Annotated in this window: 1 protein-coding gene and 1 pseudogene; both read right to left on the reverse strand. The window is 64.0% G+C overall.

Features of this window, described 5'->3' with window-relative positions; all coding sequences use genetic code 11:
- Positions 1-211: pseudogene (locus EN879_RS37000) on the reverse strand (NADH-quinone oxidoreductase subunit N); the annotation flags it as partial.
- Positions 212-229: 18 nt separating this feature from the next.
- Positions 230-1,047, reverse strand: an 818-nt coding sequence (locus EN879_RS37005; protein WP_164774896.1) for an NADH-quinone oxidoreductase subunit M, incomplete at its 5' end; no start/stop codon positions are given.

The following is a 1,047-nucleotide window of genomic DNA, read 5'->3' on the forward strand; positions in this document are numbered from 1 at the left end:
GGATGAAGGCATTGCCATAAGCGCTGCCCTGCCCGGTTCGGAAGATCAGCCAGGCGCCCGCGATCGCCAGCACGGCAACCGCAAGGCCGGTTACCGTGTTGGCCGTGTTGGCGCGCGAACAGGCTCCGACCATCAGCAGCGCCAGCGCGCCGACGGCAAGGATCAGCTCTGGCGTCGAGAGCGACAGGCTGGAGAGAAGGTCCGGCGTCATGGTTCGCAAAACCTCTGGTCAGTTCGCCGCCGCGGTCTGCGCGGTGCCGATGGATGCAGTGACATTGGTGACGAGCGACTTGACCGATTGGGCCGTCGCGTCGAAGACCGGGGCGGGATAGACGCCGAAGAAGATGACCAGCACGACCAGCGGGTAGATGATCACCTTCTCGCGCGGCGACAGGTCGAGCAGTCCCTTAAGGCTCTCCTTGGTCAGTGCGCCGAAGATCACCCGGCGGTAGAGCCAGAGCGCGTAGGCGGCCGACAGGATGACGCCGGTGGCGGCGAAGAACGCCACCCATGTGTTGACCCGGAACACGCCGAGCATGGTCAGGAACTCGCCGACGAAGCCGCTGGTACCGGGCAGGCCGACATTGGCCATGGTGAAGATCAGGAACACCGTGGCGTATTTCGGCATGTTGTTGACCAGCCCGCCATAGGCCGCGATCTCACGTGTGTGCATGCGGTCGTAGATGACGCCGACGCACAGGAACAGCGCGCCGGAGACGAGGCCGTGGCTGAGCATCTGGAAGATCGCGCCCTGCACGCCTTCCTGGTTCATGGCGAAGATGCCCATGGTGACGAAGCCCATATGAGCAACCGACGAATAGGCGATCAGCTTCTTCATGTCCTCCTGCATCAGCGCCACCAGCGAGGTGTAGATGATGGCGACGACGGACAGCGCGAAGACCAGCGGCGCGAACATTTCCGACGCCAGCGGGAACATCGGCAAGGAGAAGCGCAGGAAGCCGTACCCGCCCATTTTCAACAGGATGCCGGCCAGGATGACGGAGCCCGCCGTCGGCGCTTCGACGTGCGCGTCGGGCAGCCATGTGT

The sequence above is a fragment of the Mesorhizobium sp. M7A.F.Ca.AU.002.02.1.1 genome, from assembly GCF_003998535.1.
Lineage (GTDB): Bacteria > Pseudomonadota > Alphaproteobacteria > Rhizobiales > Rhizobiaceae > Mesorhizobium > Mesorhizobium ciceri.